This window comes from Exiguobacterium sp. Leaf187, assembly GCF_001423925.1.
Lineage (GTDB): Bacteria > Bacillota > Bacilli > Exiguobacteriales > Exiguobacteriaceae > Exiguobacterium_A > Exiguobacterium_A indicum.
The window spans coordinates 1,027,454-1,052,309 of sequence record NZ_LMPR01000009.1; the positions used below are offsets into that span (position 1 = coordinate 1,027,454).

Annotated in this window: 23 protein-coding genes and 1 pseudogene; 3 read left to right on the forward strand and 21 right to left on the reverse strand. The window is 50.1% G+C overall.

Going from position 1 to position 24,856, the window contains the following annotated elements; translation table 11 throughout:
* The 8 genes and pseudogenes from ASF99_RS09685 to gmk form a co-directional block, all read right to left on the reverse strand.
* Positions 1-735, reverse strand: coding sequence for a Stp1/IreP family PP2C-type Ser/Thr phosphatase (locus ASF99_RS09685; RefSeq protein ID WP_035396748.1), 735 nt, complete (start codon positions 733-735; stop codon positions 1-3).
* An 18-nt stretch (positions 736-753) separates the two neighbouring features.
* Positions 754-2,085, reverse strand: coding sequence for a 16S rRNA (cytosine(967)-C(5))-methyltransferase RsmB (rsmB, locus tag ASF99_RS09690; RefSeq protein WP_055968648.1), 1,332 nt, complete (start codon positions 2,083-2,085; stop codon positions 754-756).
* A complete protein-coding gene (gene fmt, locus ASF99_RS09695; protein WP_035396898.1) occupies positions 2,082-3,002 on the reverse strand; it encodes a methionyl-tRNA formyltransferase in 921 nt (306 codons plus the stop codon). The genes rsmB and fmt overlap by 4 nt, the downstream gene beginning before the upstream one ends.
* 72 nt (positions 3,003-3,074) lie before the next feature.
* Positions 3,075-3,464: pseudogene (def, locus tag ASF99_RS17610) on the reverse strand (peptide deformylase); the annotation flags it as partial.
* Between the two features lie 9 nt (positions 3,465-3,473).
* Entirely contained in the window at positions 3,474-5,798 is a 2,325-nt protein-coding gene (gene priA / locus ASF99_RS09700; protein ID WP_055968650.1) for a primosomal protein N', read from the reverse strand.
* Positions 5,795-6,985 (reverse strand): bifunctional phosphopantothenoylcysteine decarboxylase/phosphopantothenate--cysteine ligase CoaBC, encoded by a 1,191-nt coding sequence (gene coaBC / locus ASF99_RS09705; RefSeq protein WP_023468769.1) that lies wholly within the window; start codon positions 6,983-6,985, stop codon positions 5,795-5,797. The genes priA and coaBC overlap by 4 nt, the downstream gene beginning before the upstream one ends.
* Before the next feature lie 56 nt (positions 6,986-7,041).
* On the reverse strand, positions 7,042-7,245 hold the full coding sequence (gene rpoZ / locus ASF99_RS09710; protein ID WP_023468770.1) for a DNA-directed RNA polymerase subunit omega: 204 nt from the start codon (positions 7,243-7,245) through the stop codon (positions 7,042-7,044).
* Position 7,246: 1 nt separating this feature from the next.
* Positions 7,247-7,864 carry a guanylate kinase gene (gene gmk / locus ASF99_RS09715; RefSeq protein ID WP_174316772.1) on the reverse strand — a complete coding sequence of 206 codons (618 nt, stop codon included), beginning with the start codon at positions 7,862-7,864 and terminating at the stop codon, positions 7,247-7,249.
* Positions 7,865-8,032: 168 nt separating this feature from the next.
* Here gmk and ASF99_RS09720 point away from each other — a divergent pair, with 168 nt between their 5' ends.
* Positions 8,033-9,724: an Rqc2 family fibronectin-binding protein gene (locus ASF99_RS09720; protein WP_035396742.1), complete on the forward strand. Its 1,692-nt coding sequence runs from the start codon at positions 8,033-8,035 to the stop codon at positions 9,722-9,724.
* A 63-nt stretch (positions 9,725-9,787) separates the two neighbouring features.
* Here the strand turns inward: ASF99_RS09720 and ASF99_RS09725 are convergent, their stop codons facing one another.
* The 4 genes from ASF99_RS09725 to ASF99_RS09740 all read right to left on the reverse strand — a co-directional run bounded on the left by ASF99_RS09725 (position 9,788) and on the right by ASF99_RS09740 (position 12,805).
* On the reverse strand, positions 9,788-10,699 hold the full coding sequence (locus tag ASF99_RS09725) for an FUSC family protein (RefSeq protein WP_023468773.1): 912 nt from the start codon (positions 10,697-10,699) through the stop codon (positions 9,788-9,790).
* Positions 10,696-11,598, reverse strand: a complete 903-nt coding sequence (locus ASF99_RS09730; RefSeq protein WP_023468774.1) for a DUF4097 family beta strand repeat-containing protein — start codon at positions 11,596-11,598, stop codon at positions 10,696-10,698. Before ASF99_RS09730 ends, ASF99_RS09725 begins: the two co-directional genes overlap by 4 nt.
* A gap of 183 nt (positions 11,599-11,781) precedes the next feature.
* Complete coding sequence (locus ASF99_RS09735) at positions 11,782-12,471, reverse strand: metal-dependent hydrolase (RefSeq protein ID WP_023468776.1); 690 nt, start codon at positions 12,469-12,471, stop codon at positions 11,782-11,784.
* 19 nt (positions 12,472-12,490) lie between these two features.
* Entirely contained in the window at positions 12,491-12,805 is a 315-nt protein-coding gene (locus ASF99_RS09740; RefSeq protein WP_023468777.1) for a winged helix-turn-helix transcriptional regulator, read from the reverse strand.
* Between the two features lie 104 nt (positions 12,806-12,909).
* Between ASF99_RS09740 and ASF99_RS09745 the strand changes: the two genes are divergently transcribed.
* Positions 12,910-13,401, forward strand: coding sequence for a lactoylglutathione lyase family protein (locus ASF99_RS09745; protein WP_023468778.1), 492 nt, complete (start codon positions 12,910-12,912; stop codon positions 13,399-13,401).
* A gap of 2 nt (positions 13,402-13,403) precedes the next feature.
* Positions 13,404-14,375, forward strand: coding sequence for a zinc-binding dehydrogenase (locus ASF99_RS09750; RefSeq protein ID WP_055968652.1), 972 nt, complete (start codon positions 13,404-13,406; stop codon positions 14,373-14,375).
* Positions 14,376-14,483: 108 nt separating this feature from the next.
* On the opposite strand, the gene ASF99_RS09755 is transcribed toward ASF99_RS09750, so the two are convergent.
* The 9 genes from ASF99_RS09755 to ASF99_RS09795 form a co-directional block, all read right to left on the reverse strand.
* Complete coding sequence (locus ASF99_RS09755; protein WP_023468780.1) at positions 14,484-15,293, reverse strand: GNAT family N-acetyltransferase; 810 nt, start codon at positions 15,291-15,293, stop codon at positions 14,484-14,486.
* Between the two features lie 80 nt (positions 15,294-15,373).
* Complete coding sequence (pyrE, locus tag ASF99_RS09760; protein ID WP_074668419.1) at positions 15,374-16,009, reverse strand: orotate phosphoribosyltransferase; 636 nt, start codon at positions 16,007-16,009, stop codon at positions 15,374-15,376.
* On the reverse strand, positions 16,003-16,704 hold the full coding sequence (gene pyrF, locus ASF99_RS09765; RefSeq protein WP_035396734.1) for an orotidine-5'-phosphate decarboxylase: 702 nt from the start codon (positions 16,702-16,704) through the stop codon (positions 16,003-16,005). The genes pyrE and pyrF overlap by 7 nt, the downstream gene beginning before the upstream one ends.
* A complete protein-coding gene (locus ASF99_RS09770; protein WP_023468783.1) occupies positions 16,679-17,611 on the reverse strand; it encodes a dihydroorotate dehydrogenase in 933 nt (310 codons plus the stop codon). The genes pyrF and ASF99_RS09770 overlap by 26 nt, the downstream gene beginning before the upstream one ends.
* Positions 17,608-18,339 carry an iron-sulfur cluster-binding protein gene (locus ASF99_RS09775; protein ID WP_023468784.1) on the reverse strand — a complete coding sequence of 244 codons (732 nt, stop codon included), beginning with the start codon at positions 18,337-18,339 and terminating at the stop codon, positions 17,608-17,610. The genes ASF99_RS09770 and ASF99_RS09775 overlap by 4 nt, the downstream gene beginning before the upstream one ends.
* Entirely contained in the window at positions 18,336-21,545 is a 3,210-nt protein-coding gene (gene carB / locus ASF99_RS09780) for a carbamoyl-phosphate synthase large subunit (protein ID WP_055968653.1), read from the reverse strand. The genes ASF99_RS09775 and carB overlap by 4 nt, the downstream gene beginning before the upstream one ends.
* Positions 21,538-22,626 (reverse strand): carbamoyl phosphate synthase small subunit, encoded by a 1,089-nt coding sequence (locus ASF99_RS09785; protein WP_055968655.1) that lies wholly within the window; start codon positions 22,624-22,626, stop codon positions 21,538-21,540. Before ASF99_RS09785 ends, carB begins: the two co-directional genes overlap by 8 nt.
* Positions 22,619-23,890, reverse strand: a complete 1,272-nt coding sequence (locus tag ASF99_RS09790; protein WP_055968657.1) for a dihydroorotase — start codon at positions 23,888-23,890, stop codon at positions 22,619-22,621. The genes ASF99_RS09785 and ASF99_RS09790 overlap by 8 nt, the downstream gene beginning before the upstream one ends.
* On the reverse strand, positions 23,874-24,809 hold the full coding sequence (locus tag ASF99_RS09795) for an aspartate carbamoyltransferase catalytic subunit (RefSeq protein WP_023468788.1): 936 nt from the start codon (positions 24,807-24,809) through the stop codon (positions 23,874-23,876). The genes ASF99_RS09790 and ASF99_RS09795 overlap by 17 nt, the downstream gene beginning before the upstream one ends.
* Between the last annotated feature and the right edge of the window lie 47 nt (positions 24,810-24,856).

The following is a 24,856-nucleotide window of genomic DNA, read 5'->3' on the forward strand; positions in this document are numbered from 1 at the left end:
TCAGACCCTCTTTCTTTCTTTGAACCGGATGGCGGCAATCGTAATGTTATCCGCGCCTCCTCGAGCATTCGCTTCTTTCACCAATCGTCCAACGATCTCATCAAGCGGCTCATCCTGTAAGATGATCTGTTCGATGACATCATCTGGCACTTCATCGGTCAACCCGTCACTACAGACGAGGACGAGGTCATAGTCTGGAGCATCTCTGACTTGAATGTCGACTTCGACTGTTTCGTTCGAGCCGACCGACCGTGTGATGACATTCTTACGTGGATGATTTTCGACTTCCTCATCCGAAAGTTCCCCCATTTGTCGTAACATGTTGACGTAAGAATGATCATCCGTCAATTGTTTTAACGCCGTACCTTCAAGGGCATAGACTCTGCTATCCCCAACATGACCGATGACGAGCAACTCCTCGACCCAGCATACGCAGGCAATGGTCGTTCCGACGATGGCAAGTTGCTCTTCTTTTGAAAACTGAAGAATCCGGGCATTTGCCTCGGCTACACGTTGTTCTATCCATTCAGACAATTCCATCGGACGATTTGGCATGAGTGAAAAGGATGCTTCAAATACCTCGCGAACAATTGCACTTGCGATATCGCCAGCAGCATGACCTCCCATACCGTCCGCAACGACGGCAAGACCACGTTCAGCGTTCCCGACGAGTAATACCGTATCCTCATTTTTAGTCCTGACTTTCCCAGTAGTCGAAAGGTGAGCTAACTCCATGACAGTCCTCCGTTCGTGTCAATCTTCTCGTTTTTTAAACGCGGCAATATAGAAGCCGTCCGTTCCGACTGTCGTCGGTAACAACTTGAGTTCTGCTCGATCCCCAATCAGATGTCGCACGGATTCCGGCATCCGTGCCGCAAAGGATGTATCAAATTCAAATCCTTGATCGAGAATGAACGCTGTCTGATCCTCGTTCTCGGTCGGATCAATCGTACAAGTCGAATAGACAAAGGTTCCACCCTTTTTAACGAGTGGTAAGACAGATGTCAGAATATCTCGTTGAATTTTCGGGAGTTGCTCGAGTTGTTCCGGGCGTTTCGTCCATTTGATATCTGGTTTTCTTCGAATGACACCGAGTCCTGAACAAGGTGCGTCGACAAGAATCCGATCAAACGATTCTACTTCAAAGCGGTCTCCTGCTTTACGAGCATCTAACGCTTCTGCTTGAACAGTCGTAAGACCTAATCGTGTCGCTTGCTGTTCAATCAATTTAATCTTATGTGGATGAAGATCAAGTGCCTGTAGTGTTCCCGTCGTCAAACCTTCAGCAATATGCATCGCTTTCCCACCAGGTGCGGCACAGCTGTCAAGTACATGATCAGATGTTTCTGCACCGAGTGCACGGGCGACGAGCATTGAGCTCTCATCCTGCAGAGAAAGATACCCACGGTCAATCAGATCCGTTTTTTGAACGCTTCCTCGTTCGATTTCGAGACCATCTGGCGCGACCGTAGATGGTTTTGCCGTCACACCTTGGTCGAGTAGAAGCTCGATCGCTTCCTCTCGCGTCGTCTTCGTCCGATTGATGCGAACCGTGACCGGTGCAGGTGTGTTATTCAATTGACAGATTTGAAGCGTTTCTTCCGGACCAAACAGTTCAATCCAGCGTTCGACGAGCCACTGCGGATGACTCGTTTCGATGCTGATTCGTTTTGCAACAGGCTCAATCTCAGAGAAATGGGGCATTCCCGCCCGTAATACATTCCGGAGCACTCCGTTGACGACTTTCGAGACGTGGACTTTCCCACGTTTTTTAGCAATCTCGACAGCTTCATGGATGACGGCATGATCCGGTACACGATCAAGATAAAACAATTGATACACACTCATCCGTAATAATGGACGCATGAACGGATCAAGTTTTTTCTGTTTCGCTAGATACGGCTCCAAAATATAATCCAGTGTCAATTCACGACTGAGCGTCCCGTAGACGAGTTCTGTGAACAAGCCGACATCCGTTGCTGAGATAGCACGCTTTTCAAGCATCTGGTGAACTGTGATTGTCGAGAAGGCACCACCTTGACCAATTTTCATTAGTGTCGCTACTGCTGCGTCACGTACGTTCATGCGTTCTCACCTACTTGTTGTCCGAGTTCAAGCGATTGACCGATCCCGCGCATGAACGTGGCACCATCCATCCGTTTTTTTCCGGACGGCTGTAAGTCGATCAGCTTCAACGCTGTTTCCGAACCTGTCGCGATGACGGGACCATCCGCCTCTAAAGCAATGATTTCACCTGGTCGTCCCGTTCCTTTGACTTTCGTCGCGAAAAAGACTTTCAATCGATCATCACCAAGCATCGTGTACGTACTTGGGAAAGGATTCATTCCTCGGATTTGATCATAGAGTGTCTCACCCGGTAACGTAAAATCAAGCCGTTCCCGTTCACGTGAGATATTCGGTGCAAACGTCGCTTCTGCCTCGACTTGTGCTTCCGGTGTCAATTCACCTGCGAACAAACGCGGTAACGTCTCAAGCAACAGACGCGCTCCTGCGTCCGCTAATTTTTCAAACATCGTTCCAACTGTATCGTTCTCTTCAATCGGAACGATGATTTTTGACAACATATCACCGGCATCCAATCGATCGACCATGTACATGATCGTCACGCCTGTCTCTTTTTCACCATCGATGATTGCTTGATGAATCGGTGCACCGCCACGATATTTCGGTAAGAGTGACGCATGGACATTGATCGCCCCAAAACGTGGTGCTTCCAAAATCACCGTCGGTACGATCTGACCGTAAGCTGCCGTGATGATGAGATCTGGTTTTAAATCGAGAACATCTTGATAATCCTCGCGAATCCGTTTCGGTTGCAACACAGGAATATCGTGCTCCATCGCGACGAGTTTCACTGGTGTCGGTTTGACTTCCCGTTTTCGTCCGACCGGCTTATCGGGTTGTGAGACGACACCGACGACGTCATATCCGGCATCGATCACTTCACGCAGTGTTCCTGCCGCAAACTCAGGCGTCCCCATGAAGACGACGCGCGGTTTTTCTTGCTCGACGAGTTTATCCGTGAACAGGACACCGTCTAAATGATCCATCTCATGCTGGATGGCACGTGCAAAAAAGCCGTTTGCTTTGATTTTGACCGTTCGTCCGAGTCGATCCTGCGACTTGACGACGATGCGGTCGAACCGTTCGACAGGACCAAAGATGCCGGGCATGCTGAGGCATCCTTCGTCATCGATTTGTGAACCGTCGGCTTCGATGATTTCCGGATTGATCAGCTCGATCGGTCCGGTCTCATCATCCGTATGGACGACCGCAACACGGATCGGTTGATTGATTTGCGGTGCCGCTAAGCCGACACCATCATATTCATACATCGTATCGAACATCCGGTCGATCATCTTACCAAGTTTTTTATCGAACTTCGTGACAGGTTCACACACCTGTCGTAATACATCGTTGGGTACTTCTACTACTTTATACATACAGACACCTCACATGAATACAAATGGATTCAAGTCGATCGCGACTTGTGTTTTTGACTTTTGACGACGGGCTAAGATATCACGAAGATGTGTCCGGACATCTTCCTGCCCTTTATGTTTAATTAAGACCTGTTGTCGGTACATATTCTTCAGTCGAGCAAGTGGCGCATCGAACGGTCCATTGACGACTAAATCCTCCGATTCGAAAGCCCGCAGCTCGGAAGCGATTTGTTGCGCTTCTGCTTGTGCTTCAAGTGGATGTGCCGCCGAGACCGTGATCAGACCAAGGAACCAGAATGGAGGGTGTCCCCCGAGTTTGCGCAACTGCATCTCCCGCTTATAGAACGTTTCGAAATCATGCTGTTTTGCCGTCTGAATGACGTAGTGTTCCGGATTATAGGTCTGGATGATCGACTGTCCGGCGAGTTGCCCCCGCCCGGCACGACCCGACACTTGCGTGATCAACTGAAATGTTCGCTCACTTGCCCGAAAATCCGGAATACCGAGCGTCGCATCGGCAGCGAGCACCCCAACGAGCGTGACATTTGGAAAGTCGAGACCTTTTGCGATCATCTGTGTCCCGAGAAGAATGTTTCCTTCCTTACGCTCGAAGGCATCGAGTAACTTCTCGTGTGCGCCTTTACGAGACGTCGTATCTTGATCCATCCGGATAATGCGCGCTTCCGGAATCAAATGCGCCAACTCTTCCTCGATCTTTTGTGTCCCCGTTCCGAACTGACGAATCTTCGTCGATTCACAGGACGGACAAGTTTTCGGCATCGCTGCCTCAAATCCACAATAGTGGCACTTTAAGCGATTTTCATGTTGATGATACGTTAAATTGACGGCACAATGCGGACATTGAAGCGTCTCCCCGCAATCCCGACATAAGACGAAGGTCGTGTATCCACGACGGTTCAAAAGTAATACCGTCTGTTCCCCACGCTCGATTCGTTCTTTGATGCCTTCGATGAGCGCGAGGCTGAACGGAGTCCGATTGCCCCGTTCAAGTTCCTTACGCATATCAACGATGTCGACCGGAGGCAGTTCTCCACCGAATCGTTCACGAAGCGGTAAGTAACGATAGACCCCTTTTTGTGCCCGCGCATATGTCTCGAGTAACGGCGTCGCGCTTCCGAGCACGACAGGACATCGATGATAGGCCGCACGCCATTTTGCGACATCACGCGTATGATAGCGCGGATTCTCTTCTTGTTTATAGGTTGTTTCATGTTCTTCATCGAGAATGATGATTCCGATATTCGTCAGCGGTGCGAACACGGCGGATCGTGCACCGACGACGACATCAACCTCACCTTGTGCGATTTTGCGCCACTCATCATACTTTTCTCCGAGCGATAGACCGCTATGCAAGACAGCGACCCGTTCTCCGAAACGACGTTTGAACCGTTTGACCATCATCGGTGTCAGACTGATTTCAGGGACGAGCAAGATCGCTTGTCTACCGCGTTCGAGTTGTGCATGAATCGATTCAAGATAGACTTCTGTCTTACCGCTTCCTGTTACGCCATGTAACAAAAACGTTCCGGTCTCCGCTTCAGCTGTTATCGCCGAGACGGCTTCCTGTTGCTTTTCCGTCAAAGAAGACGGCACAAAGATGTCTTGGACGAGATGCTCGTAAGGATTTCGCCGTACATCAATCGTCTCGACTTCAATGATGCCCTTTTTCTCGAGGGCGTTCAATGTTGCGCTCGTTGCGCCTGTCGCCTGCTTGATTTCACTCCAAAGCGCATTCGGAAATTCTTGGATATACGAGTAAAGTGCCACTTGTTGGCTCGCTTGTTTCGTAAAAGTTGCCTGTTCCTCGAGGAGACGAATCCGTTTATCCGTCTTAGACGTCTTTTTCTCACGAATGACCGGTTGAAGCGTCACGTCAGCTTGTTTCGCCGCTGTTAAGATGATTTGTTGGACTTCCGTTGGTAATTGACTCATTTTCTTACCATGATATGCCCGAAGTGGGCCCGACTCGACTATGACCAGTTTATCATAACTCACCTTCAAGGCAGCCGGCAGCATCGCAAGCAGTGCCGTCGCCTGAAAACACAATGTCGTTTCTGATAGATAAGCCGACAGCTCGAGTAATTCCTGCGTATAGGTCGGCGTCTCATCTAAGACACGAACGATCGATTTGACGTTCGTCAGATCAGATGTGGCTTTCGTCCCGACGACGATCCCAAGCAACGCACGTGGACCGAACGGAACCTCGACGCGCATCCCGGGAACGATCAGCTCCTGCCAAAGTTCCGGCACGGCATAATCAAATGGACGATCGACAGTGGCCGCTGCGACATCGACGATGACTTCAGCTATCATGCCAATGCCTCCGCAAATTGGCGCATGAGCGCTTTAGCGAGCGTCGATTTCAATTGTTGATCGTATCGCGTGACGGAATCATTCTTCCCGAAGACGACGACCTCATTTTCGTCGCTGACAAATCCGATGTCAGAACGAGAGACATCATTCGCGACAATGAAATCCGCCTTCTTTCGGACGAGTTTCTGTTTCGCGAACGTCTCGACGTCCGTCGTCTCCGCTGCAAATCCAACTAATACCTGATGTTGTTTCTGCTCACCGAGCGTCTTCAGAATATCCGTCGTCTCCTCGAGTTCAATCCGCAATGGTCCGTGAATTTTCTTCTGCTTCTGATCGTACTGGACAGACGGTCGATAGTCAGCTACGGCAGCGGACATGATGACGATGTCTTGCGTCTCATAGTCACGTAACATGGCTTCAAGCATCTCTTCCCCTGATTCAACAGCAATCGTCGCCATCCCGGTCGGTAATCCGATCCGAAGGGGACCATGGACGAGCGTGACATCTGCTCCTGCGTCTCGTGCCGCCTCTGCTAGCGCAATTCCAGTTTTCCCTGAAGAATCATTCGTCAAATAACGAACCGGGTCAATCCGTTCAACGGTCGGACCTGCACTGATCAAAACTTTTCGCCCAGCTAGATATTTTTCTTCAAAGAACGTTGAGAGTGTTGCGACCAAATCTTCTGGTTCCGGTAAACGACCTTTTCCGACCCAACCACATGCGAGATTTCCGACTCCCGGTGCAATCACCTGGACACCATCCTGCTTGAGTTGTTCGATATTGCGGACAGTCGCCGGATGTTCGAGCATGTTGACATTCATCGCCGGTGCGACGATGACGGGACACGTTGCTGCAAGGATCGTCGTCGTAATGAAGTCATCTGCGATCCCGTGCGCGAGTTTTGCAATCAAGTTCGCGGTCGCTGGTGCGACGACGATCAAGTCCGCTTCGTCCGCTAAATCGATATGGGCGATTTTTGACGGATCATGCTCGATGAAGACGTCATCATAGACCGCTTTTCGCGTCAGTGCTTCAAACGTCGTCTTACCGACGAATTGTTGCGCATTACGCGTCATCGCGACTTGAACGTGTGCGCCTGCTTGGACGAGTTTTGAAGCGAGTGCTGCTGATTTATAGGAAGCGATTCCACCGCCGACACACAGTAGAATGTTTCGGTTGGTTAACATGTAGGTGTCCTCCTTATTGAAAAAAACAGCCACGATGACAAGTGGCTGCTTCAAAATTAGTCTTGCGGTTGGTTCGTGACGGATACTTCTTCGAAATAAAGCTCTTCTAAAGCTTTCCCGACCGGTTTATGCGATTTTGGGTTCGTGACTCTCACGCGTTTCCCGTCTTGGATTTGACGCGCACGCTTAGCGGCAACTGTAACGATCGTATATTTCGATGGCACTTTCTTTTGAAGCTTATCAACTGATGGATATAACATATCACTTAACCTCCATGGCTTTTTTATATAGGGACGCGACACGTTCCCGACTGCAATGTTCCGCTGTGACGATCGCTTGAATTCGATCACAGGCTTTATGAATTTCGTCGTTCGTCACGACATAGTCATACGCATCCATCATCTCGATCTCTTCCTTAGCGACGAGAAGACGTTGCTTGATGACTTCCTCCGATTCCGTTCCACGCCCTACGAGGCGGTTCCGCAATTCTTGGAGGCTTGGAGGTGCAAGGAATAAGAAGACAGCTTCCGGAAAATGTTCTTTGACCTGCATGGCCCCTTGAACTTCGATTTCGAGAATGACGTCTTTTCCTTCATCTAGGATCTGGTTTACCCATTCGACAGGCGTTCCATAATAATTCCCTACGAATTCAGCATATTCCAAGAGTTGATTGTTCGCAATCATCTCTTCGAATTCTTCACGCGATTTAAAGAAATAGTGGACACCATCTACTTCTCCTTCACGCGGTTGGCGCGTCGTACAGGATACCGAGTAATGCAGATCGTTATCCTGATCTTCGCGCAAGGCACGACAGACCGTTCCCTTTCCGACACCACTTGGACCTGATAATACGAGTAATAAGCCACGCTCTTTGAAAATCACTTCAAAACCCCTCCATCTCACAAACTTCACATTGTTTCATATTAGCAGTAGAGACGGGAAGTTCGCAAGTCATCTTTTTTAGCTCGACTGCTTTATCATACCATAACGATGCCATTTCTGTTACCTTTAGAAAGTGAGAACGAAATCAAGAAAGAAGGTAATCGTATGGCTTTTGACGGATTGATGACGACACGCGTCGTCGAAGAACTCCAACCGCTCGTCGGAGGACGGATCAATAAGGTATACCAACCGTATACATTGGATTTAGTATTCCAGGTCCGGGCCGAGCGAAAAAACGTATTATTGCTCGCCTCTGCGAATGCCATGTATGCACGAATGCACATTACGTCGGAAGCGGTCAGCAACCCGAGTGAACCCCCACTCTTCTGTATGATGCTCCGTAAACATGTCGAAGGCGGGTTCATCGAGTCAATCGAACAACTCGAACGCGACCGGATCATCGTCTTGCGCGTCCGCTCCCGGAACGAACTTGGCGATGAGGAAGCGAAAAAAATCTATATCGAATTGATGGGACGTCACTCGAACATCATTTTGACCGATGGACAAGATAAGATCCTCGATGCGATCAAACACTTACCACTCAGTCAAAATACCTTCCGGACGATCATGCCAGGGATGACATACCAGCTTCCGCCGGCACAGGATAAAGTTGATCCGCTCACAGGAGATATCGAAAAGGCGCTTCACCGGATTGACTGGAACGCTGGGAAGCTCGATCGTCAGTTACTTGGTCTCTTCAGTGGTCTGTCCCCGCAAATCGCAAAAGAGATCGTCTCGCGAGCAGGTCTAGCCAACCGGACGACTCTCGCGTCTGCCTTTCAAGAAGTCCTGAAGGAACTCGATGGTCCTTATGTGTTGCAACGGATGGATGGCGGGAAGGAACGTTTCGCCCCTATCCGCTTGACGGAAGGATCCATCATCGATGAGAAGACGTTCGAGACGAGTGGTCAAGTCCTCGACGCCTTCTTCCATCAAAAGGCGAACCGCGATCGCGTCAAACAACAAGCAGCCGATCTCGAACGGTTCATCAAAAGTGAATATGATAAAAATATTCTAAAACGCTCGAAACTCGAAAAAGATTTAGAAGCGACGTTACGGATGGATGAGTGGAAACATAAAGGGGAATTACTGACGACCTATCTGTATCAGCTCGAACGCGGGATGAAGGAAGCGACAGTCGTCGATTACTATGACCCAGACGGCGCTGAGATAACGATTTCGCTCGATCCTCGCTTTTCACCGAATGAGAACGCGCAGCGCTACTACAAACGGTACAACAAATTAAAAACCGCCAAAGTCGAAGTCGCGCGTCAGCTCGAGAAGAACCAAGCTGAGATTGCGTACTTCGAAGGCTTACTTGCGCAACTCGATGTCGCATCCCCAGAAGACATCCGGGAAATGCGCGAGGAACTCGTCGAAGAAGGTTATCTGCGCGAACGACAAAAGAAGAAAAAGAAACCGCAGCTCCCACAACTCGAAGCATACCGTTCTTCGACTGGTCTTCCATTCTTCGTAGGAAAGAACAATAAACAAAATGATTACGCGACGTTCAAGTTCGGACGCAGGTCCGATACGTGGTTACACACGAAGGATATCCCGGGATCGCACGTCATCATTCAAAGTGATGCACCGGACGAGACGACGTTGAAGGAAGCAGCGATCGTCGCGGCTTATTTCTCGAAAGCACGTGAGTCGAGCCAAGTCCCGGTCGACTTCACGGAACTACGTTATGTCAAAAAACCGAGTGGTGCAAAGCCCGGATTCGTCATCTACACGGATCAAACAACTCTTTACGTCACACCTGATCCAGATGTCGTCCAATCCTTACGTCAATGACGCTACACAAAAAAGCGCTGTTTTTCCTAAATGTTACTTAGGAGAAACAGCGCTTTTTCATCTTCACTTCATTTTTTCTAACTGTTCCCGGTAATCAAGCAAATGCCCATGGATGATATCCTTCGCTTCGCTTAATTCTTGATCGAATGAGAACATCGCCTGTTTTCGTTCGTGGGAGAAGATGACATCGTAATGATGGCTGAGTAAGAAATCAATTTCCTGACCGAGCGTCTTTTCCTGTTCTTCTGTCATCGGGATATCCCGGTGACTAGCAATGCTTTCAAGCAAGACGAGCAACTTGTCTTCAAGATCGACAAGCTCCTTCAGTCGAATGAACGCTTCACTTTGACCGCTTGCCACCAATGGATATTTTTGATCCTCTTGAAGCATCAGCATCATTTCCTCATGTTTGAGGATTTGTTTACGGACGGCAAGCAAGCGTCCATCATCTTGCACAAGGGTTCGCCAATCTTCCATCAACTGTTGCGTCGTTTTTTTGACGAGTAATAGCAAGCGGTCTTCATAATGTGGTGGGAAGACGATGTAGTTGACGAGAACGGCAGATAACACACCGACGACAGTCAGCAACGATCGTGATAAGGCATAGTGGACATAGTCGGCGGTCGGGCTCTCGAACATCAAGACGATCGCAAAGGCAGCGAACGTCGACATATCCGTTCGTCCAATCATCGAATTGAGGACGAGTGAGACGACGACGGCGAGTCCGATCGTCAGCGGATTGGCACCAAGTGTCGCAACGATGGCGAGTCCACACATTAGTCCGAGTACCGTTCCGAAAATTCGATTAAAGACGATTTTAAATGAACGATGGATTGTCGGTTGCATCGCAACGATGGCTGCGACAGCCCCCATTCCTGAATAAATATCAAATACATACCAAGAGATGCTGAGTGCAAGAGCTACCGCGATGCCAGTCTTAATCGTTCGAAGTCCAATCCGAAACTTTAATTTCACTCGAGCGTCACCTGCCCGACTTCACTATTGACTGTCACTTCCGGTTTTTCTTGTTTCGACAGTTCATAAATCGTCTCATCCTTATTCTTTTGTTTCGTATATCGATCAGAGGCTTTAATATCGCCTCCCGTGTCGATCGTAATCGTACCGGCTGATTTATCTGGCTTCAATTTCGTCGCGCCGTCAATCGTCGTGACGTCAAGACTCAACTTCGCCATATAGTCTGCCAGCGAGACACTCTCGCCTGTCACCTGCGCATGTACGGCGTCCATTTCCTTGACGGAAATCGCACGTGTTGCATTCAGTGTAATCTCATCACCTTTTACTTTATCGAGACTCATCGCTTCTCCATCCATCTCGATCGTTTTTGCGTAGATGCCCATCCCTTTCAGTGTACCGGCATCGACATCAACACGGTTCATATAACTTGGTAATCCTACTTGAATCGTATAGTCTGCTGTTTTCTCGCTCGGACGATTGCCAAGTCGAGACAGCCAACCATCTCGTCCTGTCACCGTCACCGTATTCGTCGATGTACTGATTTTCAGTCGCTTCCCACTCGACGCACTATCGACGAGTTTGATTTGGACGTTTCCGTCTGTGCTTCGAACGAATTGTACCGTTGCGTGCGGCGCCTCGATGGCGAGAGATTTATAGCGATTCGTCGTCTTAAATGACTCGCCGCGCGATAACAATTCCGTTGAGACGAGCAATGTGATCGAATAGATGACGACAAGTCCGAGAATGACACCACCGTATAAGTAGATTGGCCGTTTCACTGGTCCTTTTTCTCCAATCCGGTTCAATCGTGCATCCATCTTTTGTTTTTGTTTATTTTTTAAGCGTGTGAACGACGATTGTTTTCGTTTTCGCACACTCCTACTATTATGTTCTTCCATGTCAGCCCCTCCATCTCATGTCTTCCATTATTCCGAATATCCGAATCGGCTGTCAACAGCCCCTTTCTTATCATAGAAGAAGTTCACCGTTTCGCCATCGGGCGGAAGAAGGAAGGAAGTCAGAAAAACGGCGACAAAAAGGAGAGGAACCATGACGGTTCCTCTCCTTTGCTTAAGAACGGATTATAATTCGAGTGACTCGCCAATCGCGAGTGGATGGCCCGTTTGACCTTGCGCTTCAATCTTTTCACAGAAGGCGTTCGCATCTTGTTTGATTAAATCAAATGTATCGTAGTGGATTGGTACGACGGCTTTCGCTTGCAACATATCTGCAGCGATCAACGCATCATCCGGACCCATCGTGAAGTTATCACCGATTGGTAAGAAGGCTAAATCGATTTCGTGATGAGCGCCATAAAGGGCTAAATCCCCGAACAGTGCCGTATCGCCTGCATGATAGATTTCTTTGCCTTCGATTGTCAGCAAGAATCCAGCTGGCATCCCCATATACGTAATCGTCTGTTTTTCCTCATCGATGATACTTGATGAATGGAACGCCTGTGTCATCTTCACTTTACCGAACGGGAATTCAAACTGTCCGCCGAGATTCATCGGATGAACGTTGAGTCCTTTGAAACTCAGATACGTCGCCAGTTCATGCGTAGCAATGATTGTTGCTCCCGTGGCTTTCGCGATTCGCTCTGCATCCAGCATATGATCGGCATGGGCATGGGTTAACAAAATAAAATCTGCCTTGACGTCATCTGGATTCGTCGTCGCTTTTTCATTACCACTAAAGAATGGATCGATGACGAGATGGTGACCATTCGTTTCAATCGTTACTGTTGACTGTCCATGATAAGTTAGCTTCATCTAATTCACTGCCTCTCGATTAGGATTCGGATAATTGATTCCCTTCCCCCCATGCACATAAACCTTTCATGGCTGGTTGCAGTGTAAATGCCGCTTCTGTCAATTTGTATTCGACATGTAAGACGGCTTCATCATACTCAATCCGCTCGATCATTCCGAGACGTTCGAGTTCTTTTAATTGATCCGTCAAGACTTTCCGAGAAATCCCGGGAATGGCACGTTGTAACTCTAAAAAACGTTTCGGACCGTTCTCTAACGTGCAATATAATTGTGGACGCCATTTTCCGCCGATGATGGCGAGCGCCCGATTGACCGGAAATTGTTCTGTCGACATGTTGTTCTCTCCTCCACAGTAGTTACTTCAAAGTGCGTACTATGCAATCGAGTGTAGCGTAAGTTAGAGTATGCGTAAATCATTTTGCAAAAGGAGTGTTAAGCATGACGTATCCACGTAATTTTTCGCACATCGGTCTTTCTGTACCGAATCTCGACGAAGCCGTCCGTTTTTATCAAGAGGTGATGGGGTGGTATATCATCATGGAACCGTCTGATGTCCTCGAAGATGACTCTGCCATCGGTGTCATGTGTACGGATGTTTTTGGTGCAGGATGGAACAAGTTCCGGATTGCTCACATGGCGACGGGTGACCGCATCGGCATCGAGTTGTTCGAGTTCCCGAACAATGAACAACCCGAAAATAACTTCGAATTCTGGAAAACAGGCATCTTCCATTATGCGATTCAAGATCCAGACGTCGAAGGACTCGTCGAAAAAATCGTTGCCCATGGTGGCAAACAACGGATGCCAATCCGCGAATACTATCCGGGAGACAAGCCGTATCGAATGGTCTACTGTGAGGATCCATTCGGTAACCTCGTCGAAATCTACTCTCACTCGTATGAACTCACGTATTCGGAAGGAGCGTATTAAACATGAAAGCATGGTTAAATCACTCAGGTACAGCCATTGGTCAATGGACATTTGAAGAGGTCGAGACGCCGACGCCAGGAGAAGGTCAAGCTTTGATTCGCGTCAAGACCGTCGCACTGAATCCCGTCGACTATAAGGCGACTAACAATCCAGCTTGGACGTTCCCGCATATTCCAGGCGTCGATCTAGCTGGTGTCGTCGAACAAATCGGACCCGGCGCAGAAGTGAAAATCGGCGATCGCGTAGCAATTCATACGAACCTGCAACGCGATGGTGCTTTTGCTGAATATGCACTCGTCGATACACGTGCCCTCGCCCTGATTCCGGAAGACATCTCATTCGCTGAAGCCGCTGCGATTCTTTGCGCAGGCATGACGGCCTATGAAGCCATCATTCAGAAGATGAACACGACAGGAAAAGAGACGATCCTCATTCATGCTGGTGCAGGTGGTGTTGGTGGCATCGGCATTCAACTCGCAAAACGCCTGGGTCTTTCAGTCGCAACGACTGCTTCGACGGAAAACCACGAGTGGGTCAAGCGACTCGGTGCCGATCTTGCAATCGACTACAAAAAAGAAAATGTCACGGATGTCATCCGCGATTGGACGAATGGTCGCGGCGCTGACTTGATTTTTAATACGGTCGGTCGAGATGAAGCAACAGCGGATCTCGGACGTCTTGCCTTCTCGGGGCAACTTGCCTTCATCGCCGGTGGTCCCGATCAGTCGGTCGTCAAGCCGTTCACGCTCTCCCCTTCGATCCATGAAGTAGCACTCGCGGCTGCTTATGCAAGCGAAGATGACCGTGCCATCCGAAACCTCGGTCATATGGCAAGCGAGTTATTAAAACTCGTCGCAGCAAAAGAACTAGATCCACTCGTCACAGAAGAGATTCCAGCAGCGGACATCGTCAAAGGATTGCAACGTCTATCTGAACGCCATGTCCGTGGTAAAATCATCGCTACATTCAATTGATTTCTCAGTTTGACATGAAACAGCCGATCGTCCTTAGATAACAGGATGATCGGCTGTTGTTGTACATATCAATGTCTAGACATGTCCAAGAAACAAGTGGCTCGATATTCATCGATAGCGCTCTTGTTTCTTGATATGTAAGGATCGCCCGACTAACTCGAAACCGACATGCTGATAGATCTTATTCGCTGTCTGGTTCGACCAATCGGTGTAGAGCGTCACGACCGGATAAGACTTTAGTAGATGTTCAGATAGTTTGGCGACGAGATAAGAGGCATACCCATTTCCACGCAGTTCTTTCGGCGTATAGACGTAAGAAATCGTAATCCCAGTTTGCGTCGGACGCGTTGCTGCCGCCATCGCGACAAGCATATCTCCACGAAACAGTCCGAACAAGCTTCCTTGCTGGATGTGGCGCGTCATCGACTGATGGAGTTGCGTAAGCTGTCGCTCAGAAGGTCGCGTTTCAACTTCATGTAAAAATCCGGACGCAAATGCTAAGGCTTGTTGTCTTTCATCGTCCGAAATCGGTCGGAAGACGACGTTTTCCGGAACAAGCGGCATCTCGACCTCTGTCAGTGCATACATCCCTTGTTCCATATGTACCTCATACATGGAATGTGGGAGTAAAAGCGGCGCTAAGATGGCCTGTTCTCCGACGAATCCTGGACTATCAAGAATTCGCGCGAGCTTTCGGATTCCTTCTTGCGAGAACACATCACCTGCGACGATGGCTTGCTCCGGTATCGTTTGCAATATGACGAGACGATGATCGTCTTCTTGTGCCGTTGCCATCAAGAGCGGTTCATCCCCACGTTCTAATATGCCAAGAATCAACTGATGGGTATCCGGACGTTCAAGCAAAAACGGGAGGACGACCTTTTTGAACTGTTCATAATCACGATAATGCGTCACCATAGTCGACGACCTCCTTTATTTTTCTAGTGTACCAAAACATTCACTAGAAATCGTAGGTCGTCCGACGGAATCTATCGATTTTAGACATTCGCTGTAAAACGTTCGCTCCAAGCGACTGGATCTTTCGACCAATCCGCCAACTGTTTTTGCTCTTCTATAGTAATATCACCTTGTTGTTGTGCGGTTTCGAGTAACGCTTCGAACGTCAGTAATGCATCCGCTTCGATCTTTGCGTCGCGGAGATTGTTTGACAAGCGCTCCATCCCGTACGAGAAGATCGCTTGAATGCGAATGACATTTGCTCCCTTCGCTTGCAGAGCTTGCGCCGCTTCGATTGCAGACATCCCCGTCGATAATAAGTCTTCGATGACGACGACACGTTGTCCAGGTTGAATGACACCTTCGATTTGATTCCCTTTACCGTGTTTCTTGTTGCCACTACGTACGTAGACCATCGGTAATCCTAGTCGTTCCGCGACGAATGCTGCGTGTGGAATACCTGCCGTCGCAGTTCCAGCAATCACATCGACTGCAAGTCCCTTCACTTTCTCAGCGAGTGCATCTGCAATCAAGGAACGAACTTCTGGGTACGAGAGCGTCAAACGATTATCACAATAAATCGGTGAACGAAGTCCACTTGCCCATGTGTATGGATCGTTTGGCGATAAGGTGACGGCTTCAATACGGAGTAACGCACTAGCGATTGGATTTACCATGAGAATTGCCCCTTCCATTGTTCAAGTAACATCAGATAGACCTGTTCTGGATGTTCTGCACGCGTAATCGGACGACCGATCACTAAATCCGTCGCTCCATTTTGACGAGCGTCAAGAACGGTCGCGACCCGCTTTTGATCATCCGCTTGACTGTTCGTCGGACGAATGCCGGGTGTGACGAATCGAAAATCTGTCCGACAAGCTGAAACTAGTTCCGGAAGATCGAGTGCTGAACAGACGATACCATCTAGTCCTGCTGCTTCTGCGAGTTGCGCATATTCACGAACGACTGCCGGCATCACTCCTTCAATCTTTAAATCGCGTAACATCGCTTCATCCGTCGATGTCAACTGAGTCACGCCAATCAGTTGTGTCTCAGCGTTCGTCTCACGCAGTCCTTCTCGGGCTGCGATCATCATCTCTTTCCCACCAGCAACATGGACGTTCGTCAGTTCGACGTCTAATTGTCCGATGATACGCATCGTCCGACGTGCCGTTTCTGGAATGTCGTGGACTTTGACATCGAGGAACACCGCATGTCCGCGCTCGACGAGTTTTCGGACGAAGGTTCCGCCTGCTGCATAAAACAATTCCATCCCGACTTTCACAGCTGGTCTTGTCGCTTCGAACCGTTCGAGAAACGAAAAGACTTCTGCTTCGGTCGGAAAATCAAGCGCGATGTAAAGTTGATTCATATGCTTTCCCCCTGATGTCTAAAATATGATCAATACCAAGTTCGTCCATGCGTTCCGGTAACTGCTGAATCAATTCTTGACAGATGTATGGATTGACGAAGTTTGCGGTACCGACGGCAACAGCCGAAGCTCCAGCGTAAATCATTTCGAGGACATCATCGACCTCCATCACGCCACCCATGCCAATGATCGGGATCGAAACGGCTTGCGCGACATCATGAATCATCCGAATCGCAACCGGTTTGATCGATGGACCGGATAATCCACCAATCCGATTGGCAAGGATCGGCTGCCCCGTCCGGACATCGATTCGCATCCCAACGAGTGTATTGATCATCGTCAGACCATCTGCACCAGCTGCTTCGACGGCACGTGCCATCTCAACGATCGAGGTGACATTCGGTGATAATTTGACGTAGACTGGTTTAGTCGAGACCCGTTTGACACGTCGTGTCAATTCAGCAGCAAGCGACGGATCCGTTCCGAATTGAATTCCACCCGATTTGACGTTCGGACAAGAAATATTTAATTCCAGTGCATGAATGCCAGGATGCTGACTCATTTTCTCTGCGACGAGCTCATATTCTTCCGGTGTCGAACCCGCGACATTGGCGATGATCGCCGTATCGAACGTCTCGAGGAAAGGCATCTTATTCGTTAGGATGCCATCGACACCCGGGTTTTGGAGACCGATTGCATTCAACATCCCCATCCCACTCTCTGCGACACGCGGCGTCGGGTTTCCGTAGCGTTCTTCACCCGTCGCTGCTTTAATCATGATCGCCCCAAGCTCTGATAAATCATACAACTTCGCATATTCCTCACCGAACCCAAAACATCCGGATGCCGGCATGATCGGATTTTTTAAAGAGAGTCCCGGCAACTCGACACGCAATCGTTCCGTCATAGTACGACCTCCTCTGCCCGAAAGACTGGACCATCGGAACACGTCTTGACGTACCCGCCCGTCGGTGTTTGACAGACACAGGCAAAGCATGCTCCGATCCCGCACCCCATTCGGTTTTCGATCGACAGATACTTATGTTCAATCGGTTGTTGCTGTAGTGACTTCAGCATCGGTTCCGGTCCGCAGGCGAGTAGGACATCGTAGCTTTCCGGATGTAAGGCAGCCGTGACGAATCCTGCTATACCATGCGTCCCATCGACGGTCGTGACCGTCGTCTTACCGAGCGCTTGGAATTCCGCTTCGTAAAAAACACTTGTTGCCGTATCGAATCCTAGAATCGCTTCACATGTCACACCCCGGGCGACAAGTTGGCGCATCGTCTCATACAGCGGTGGTACACCGATCCCCCCACCAACGAGGACGACGCGTTGAGTTGGATGGATAGCAGCAATCGGAAACCCGTTTCCAAGCGGTCCGAGGGCATCGATCGTATCATCCGGACGCAAAGAAGCCAGTTCTGCTGTTCCTTGTCCGATTTCTTTAAAGAGAAACGTGATCAAATCATGGTCGACCCGGGCAATCGAGATCGGTCGGCGTAAGAGTGGCCCGACGCGAAGATGCATGAATCGCCCTGGCGCGATGACCTGAGGTTGCTCAAGGCGACAGACGAGTTCTGTCGCACCTTGAGCTACCGTTCGTCGAGAGACGACCGTCAAGAGTTGCTTCATTGGATCACCACTTTCTTTTCATGTGTGAAGGCTTGGATCGCACTGGCTTCAAATGAGCGACTTTCGATGACACGTAGAATTGCTTCCGCCGTATCGAGTGATGTCAGACAGACGACTTGATTCTCGGCTGCTGCCCGGCGAATGATGAAGCCATCTTTCGTGACTTGCGAGTCCCGACTCATCGTATTGATGACGTATTCGATTTCCCCTTTTTCAATCACGTCGAGCATCGATTCGGAAGACGAGTCGATTTTGCCGACCGTCTGGACCGGTAATCCTTGCTCCGTCAAGTACGCTGCCGTTCCTTCCGTTGCAAGTAACGTGAATCCAAGTGAGGCAAAGCGTCGTGCGAGATCCGTCATTTCTGCTTTATCTGGATCTGCGACTGTCAAGAGGACACGACCGTGCTCTGGAATCGCCATCCCTGATGCGAGCAACCCTTTATAGAGCGCTTTTTCGAGCGTCCGGTCCGTTCCGATGACTTCACCGGTTGATTTCATTTCCGGTCCGAGTGTCGGATCAACTTCTTTAAGCTTCGCAAATGAGAAGACCGGTACTTTGACCGAGACGAGTGGTTCTTCCGGTAGGACACCACTTGTTAATCCATAAGAAGCGAGTGTCTCACCGAGAATGATGTCCGTTGCGAGACGCGCGACCGGAAGTCCCGTCACTTTCGAGATGAATGGCACCGTCCGGCTAGCACGCGGATTGACTTCAAGGACATAGAGAGCGCCGTCCGCGTAGACGAACTGGATGTTGAGTAAGCCTTTGATGCCGAATGCTTTCGCAATCCGTGTCGTGTAGTCGACGATCCGGTCCTTGATGTCTTGGGAGACACGTTGTGGCGGATAGACACCAATCGAGTCACCCGAGTGAACACCGGCACGTTCGATGTGCTCCATGATGCCTGGAATGACGACATCCGTTCCGTCGCAGATTGCGTCGACCTCGAGTTCGATTCCTGTCAGATAGCGGTCAACGAGGACCGGTCGTTCCGGTGAAGCGATGACCGCGTGTTTCATATAATGTTCCAGTTCTTCTTGAGCATAGACGATTTCCATTGCCCGACCGCCGAGGACGTACGATGGACGAACGAGAACCGGGTAACCGAGTGACGCCGCTGCCGTGACCGCTTCTTCGACTGTCACGGCCGTTTTACCCGGTGGCTGTGGAATGTCGAGCGCCGTCAATGCTGCTTCGAACTGTTTCCGGTCCTCAGCCCGGTCGAGATCCTCAAGCGATGTCCCGAGGATTTTTACACCTTCTGCTGCTAATGACTCGGCTAAGTTGATCGCTGTCTGTCCACCGAACTGGACGATGACACCGAGCGGACGTTCATTTCGGATGACTTCCAGGACGTCCTCCGTCGTCAGTGGTTCAAAGTAAAGCCGATCGGAGATCGAGAAGTCGGTCGACACCGTTTCCGGATTGTTGTTGACGATGATTGCTTCGTAGCCGGCTTGACGAATCGCTTGAATCGAATGGACTGTCGCATAATCGAACTCAACGCCTTGACCAATCCGGATCGGTCCCGATCCTAGGACGAGAATCGAAGAACGGTTCGTCGCGATCGCTTCATTTTCGCGTTCGTATGTCCCGTAGTAGTACGGCGTGTCGGATGCGAACTCTGCCGCACACGTATCGACCATCTTATAGACCGGGTGAATCGCTTGGGCTTCACGCATCCGGCGAATCTCCGTTTCCGTTTGTCCGGTGATCCGGGCGAGCATCGGGTCACTGAATCCATACCGCTTCACATGCAGGAGTAGTTCAGGTGTCAAACCAGCTGCGACCGATTGCTCGAGCTGCCAAATATGGTGCAACTTTTCAAGGAACAGGCGATCAATCGCCGTCCAGTCATGAATCTGTTCGACGCTGTAACCGCGGACGAAGCCCGCGTACAAGGCGAAGAGTCGATCGTCCGTCGCTTGGCGAATCGCTTGTTGTAAGGCATCGTCTGCCATTTCGATGAAGCGTGGCATATACAGATCCGCTGTACCGATCTCGAGCGAACGAACGGCTTTTAGTAAGGCCTCTTCCATCGTCCGTCCCATTGCCATGACCTCACCAGTTGCTTTCATCTGTGTGCCGAGTGTCCGGTCTGCCGTTTCGAATTTATCGAACGGCCAGCGCGGAATCTTGGCGACGACATAATCGAGTGCCGGTTCGAAGGAAGCAAAACTTGTCTCGGTGATCGGGTTCTTTAATTCGGACAAGGCATACCCGACGGCAATCTTCGCAGCCAGTTTTGCGATTGGATAACCCGTCGCTTTTGACGCGAGTGCGGACGAGCGTGAGACACGTGGATTGACTTCGATAACATAGTAGTCGAAGCTCGTCGGATCCAGTGCGAACTGGATGTTACATCCACCTTCGATCCCGAGTGCACGAATGATATCGAGCGAGACGTTTCGTAGCAATTGATAATCGCGATCCGATAGCGTTTGTGTCGGAGCGAAGACGATCGAGTCTCCAGTATGAACACCGACGGGATCGAAGTTTTCCATCGCACAGACGATGATCGCCTGATTCGTCGCATCGCGCATGACTTCGAACTCAACTTCCTTCATCCCGGCAATTGATTTTTCTAGAAGTACTTGTGTTGCCGGACTTGCCTTGAGTCCCCCTTCGACGATTCGCGTGAACTCTTCTGGTGTGTTGGCGATTCCACCGCCCGTTCCTCCAAGCGTATACGCCGGACGGATGATGATCGGTAAACCGATCTGTTGCCGGAATTGTTGTGCCTCTTCAAGCGTATGCACGATTTCACTGTCCGGCACACCATGCCCGCGTTTAAACATCAGTTGACGGAACAAATCACGATCTTCTGCCTCTTCGATTGCTGACAATTTCGTACCGAGTAACTCGACACCATACTCAGCAAGGACACCGAGACGATCCAGTTCGACAGCCAAGTTCAGACCCGTTTGACCTCCGAGTGTCGCAAGCAAGGCATCCGGACGTTCCTTGCGGATGATCCGTGAGACGAACTCTGCTTGGAGGGGCTCGATGTAGACACGATCAGCGACCGTTGGATCCGTCATGATCGTTGCTGGGTTCGAGTTGACGAGGATGACTTCATATCCTTCTTCCTTCAAGGCTTGACACGCTTGTGTTCCAGCGTAGTCGAATTCAGCTGCTTGTCCGATCACGATAGGACCGGACCCGATAACGAGAATTTTCTGGATATCTTGACGTTTAGGCATGAGAGACCTCCTGTTGTTTCGTGATTTCTTCTAAAAACTGTTGGAATAGACCGTTCGCATCCATTGGACCAGGTGATGCTTCCGGATGGTACTGGACGGAGAAGACCGCTGCTGTTGTATGACGGATTCCTTCGACCGTTCCGTCGTTGATCGCAAGATGCGTCACTTCAAGCACGGTATCGTGTAAGGACTGTTCGTCAACGGCATACCCGTGGTTTTGCGACGTGATATCGACGCGACCTGTCCGGATATCTTGGACTGGATGATTCGCCCCTCGGTGACCAAATGGGAGCTTGAACGTATCCGCCCCGTGCGCTAGTGCAATCAGCTGATGACCGAGACAGATGCCGAAGATGACGACTTTTCCCGTCAATTCTTGAATCATCGGAATCGCCGTTGGGACATCCTTTGGATTCCCTGGTCCGTTCGATAGCATTACACCGTCCGGACGATAGCGTAAGACTTCCGTTGCACTGACGTCGTAGGGCACGACGACGACTTCACAGCCGCGTTTGACGAGTTCGCGGACGATTCCGAGCTTCGCACCGAAATCGACGAGAACGATTCGCGGTCCAGCACCCGGAATGATGTACGCTCGTTCCGTTGAGGCTCGCTTGACTTGATCCGTCTCGATAGGTGCATTTTGAAGATGAGCCAGTTCTGCTGCTAAATCGAACTCACCATCAACGAGTCGTCCACGCATGACACCTTTCGAACGGATATGCCGTGTCAATTGACGTGTATCGATTCCACTTAATCCTGGAATATCAAGATCTTGAAGTGCTGCATCGAGCGACATCTCACTCCGGAAATTCGACGGCGTCTGACAATGTTCACGTACAATCAGTGCTTTAGCGAGCGGACGCGTCGTCTCATAATCTTCTCGGTTAATCCCGTAGTTTCCGATCAACGGGTTCGTCAACACGATCATCTGATCGCAGTAAGATGGATCCGATAACATTTCCTGATACCCTGTCATTCCGGTCTGGAAGACGACCTCTCCTGTTGTTGTCGTATCTGAGCCAAACGCCGTTCCTTCAAACGTCATCCCATCTTCTAGTATCAGTGTCCGTTTACGCATGTGCTGTGTCCTCCTTGAATACGATTTCTCCCTTGACGAGCGTCATGACCGGGAATCCTTTTAACCGTTCTCCTGCGAACGGTGTGTTCTTGCCTTTTGAACGGAATCGTTCCGGTGATACGGTACGCTCCGTTTCTAGATCAAGCAAAACCAAATCTGCTTCCGCCCCCACTTCGAGTCTCCCGTAAGGAAGTTCAAAGATGGCTGCTGCCTTGTCCGTCAAATTCCGGATCAGTGTCTCAAGTGTCATCTCTCCTTCAGCGACGAGCTTCGTATAGAGGAGTGGGAAGGCCGTCTCGAACCCTGTGATGCCGAACGGGGCGCGTTCGATACCGAGTGCCTTCTCTTCTGCCGCATGGGGAGCGTGATCAGTCGCGATGCAATCAATCGTTCCGTCCGCTAACCCCTCGAGCAATGCTTGGCGATCTGCTTCACTCCGCAAGGGAGGATTCATTTTAAAGTTCGGGTCCTGATTCGGTATGTCTTCATCGATCAATACCAGATGGTGCGGTGTGACTTCTGCCGTCACCCGGATCCCTGCTCGTTTCGCGTCACGGATGACACGGACCGATTCCTTCGTCGAGACATGACAAACGTGATAATGACAGCCGGTTTCTTCTGCAATCAGGACATCACGTGCGATGTGGATGCTCTCAGCAAGCGACGGAATACCTTGTAGTCCTTCCCGTCGACTGTAGTTTCCCTCATGCACACATCCTGCTTTTAACGAATCATCTTCGCAGTGGGCAACAATCGTTTTCCCGAGCCGTGCCGCTTGTTGCATCGCTGTCCGCATGACTGCTGCCGTCTGGACGCCGACACCGTCATCCGTGAACGCGACGGCATCTGTTAATTGGTCGAACGCGACGAGTTCTTGTCCGAGTTGATTTTTTGAAATCGCCGCGTAAGGCAAAACCCGAACGGACGCCGTCTCTTCAATCTTTTGGAACAACGCATCAAGTGTTTGACGATCGTCTGGTACGGGGCGCGTGTTCGGCATCGGACAAATCGTCGTGAATCCACCCGCTGCCGCCGCTGCCGTGCCGGTCGCAATCGTCTCCTTATGTTCGCCACCCGGTTCCCGCAGGTGGACATGGATGTCAACGAATCCTGGTGCGACGAATAAGCCGGACGCATCAATGACCGTTTCATTCGCTTGCGGTGTTGCTGCTAAATCCGTGATTTTCCCGGCTTCAATCCGAATATCTCCCGTTCGAACTTGTCCCGCCTCGTACCATCTCGCATTCTCAATTCGTGTTGTCATCTGCATCGTCTCCTTTGATTGATTTCGTTGAAAAGCACCATTCCAGAATCGCCATCCGTGCAAAGACACCGTTTTTCATCTGTTCAAAAATCCGCGATCGCGGATGTTCGACCAGTTCGTCGGCAATCTCGACTCCCCGATTGACCGGTGCCGGATGAAGCACGATCGCGGAATGCTTCAGACGGTTCATCCGCTCATCTGTCAATCCGTGCGTTGTGTGGTAGACTGCTGGATCAAATCGCGTCGTCCCGTCATGCCGTTCGTGCTGGACACGCAGTAACATCAAGATGTCGCACTGCTCGACGGCTTCATCCATCGGAAGATACGGTATGCCCATCGCAGGGTCGTACCACTCAATAGGTCCTGATCCATAGACGATGGCACCGAGTCGTTTTAAGATGTCAGCGTTCGATCGGGCGACGCGACTATGTTGTAAGTCCCCACAGATGACGACGACTTTTCCTTCGACCGTTCCATACGTTTCGACCATCGTCATCAAATCGAGTAAGGACTGAGACGGATGTTGACCGCTCCCATCTCCCGCATTGATGATCGGAATATTGAGCGTCTGCATCAGTTCTTCGTAATATCCGGTTGCTCCGTGACGAATGACCAAAGCATCTGCGCCGATTGCTTCGAGTGTCTTGCATGTATCGCGTAACGTTTCTCCTTTTTGCACGGAGGAAGTCGCCGTTTCGAACGGCAGTAGATGCATATTCAGACGATGCTCTGCCATCTCAAAGGAAGAGCGTGTCCGCGTCGAGTTTTCAAAGAACAGATTGACGAGTGTCTTACCGGAAAAATCTGGTGCTGGCTCGCCTCGTTTAAAAGCGAGACTGCGTTCAATCAAAGAATTGATTTCTGTCGTGGATAAACTTTCTAGGTTGACGAAATGCCGGGTTTTTAGGATCGTCTTCATATCATTCACTCCTCTTCAGGTCATGAAAAAGGCGCACCTTCTAAGTG